This is a genomic window from Roseateles sp. P5_E11 (assembly GCF_054049355.1).
Genome location: NZ_JBFUMO010001197.1, coordinates 1 through 561, shown reverse-complemented (window position 1 = coordinate 561; position 561 = coordinate 1). Strand labels below are relative to the sequence as shown.

The window sequence follows — 561 nt, the reverse complement described above, 5'->3', positions numbered from 1 at the left end:
CAGGGACAGCAGCAACAGGCCAAGATAGTTCAGCGGATGCGGCTTGCGAAACAACTCGCTGAAAGGCCGCAGGCTGGGGTTGATCAGCACGCCGGCCTCAACCTCGCTGGGATAGCGGCTCGCCCATTCGCTCAGCACCGCCCCGCCCAGCGACATGCCGACCAGCGACACCGGCCCATTGACGCCGAGGCGTTGCAACTGTTCACGGCAAGCATCAACGATGGCCAACACCTGGGTAGGACTGGCCTGGCGGCGCAGCGCACCCGTACCGGGCAGATCCAGCAGCAGCAGCCGGGACGCCGGTTGCAACGCACGCAATTCGCGCAGCAGATGTTCGGGGAAAACCCCCCAATGCCCGCTGGCGCGTGACAGGCCGCGCAACAGCACCCAGACCGGCGTCAGTGTGCGCTCCRCCGCCACGGCCGGCGCGGTGGGGAGCGGATCTGCGGCGATGGTGGCGGCGCTGGCGTTTATCGGCATGTTTCCAAACATTGCCGGCGAGGATAACGGCGCCCCGCCCAGGTGCGTCCTGGGACTCTTGCTAGGAGAGACGAAATCAAG

General features: G+C 66.2%; 1 protein-coding gene. It reads right to left on the bottom strand.

The window, feature by feature from the left end:
* The coding region (locus tag ACXJKR_RS34305) for an alpha/beta fold hydrolase (RefSeq protein WP_457326665.1) at positions 1-561 on the bottom strand (561 nt) is incomplete at both ends.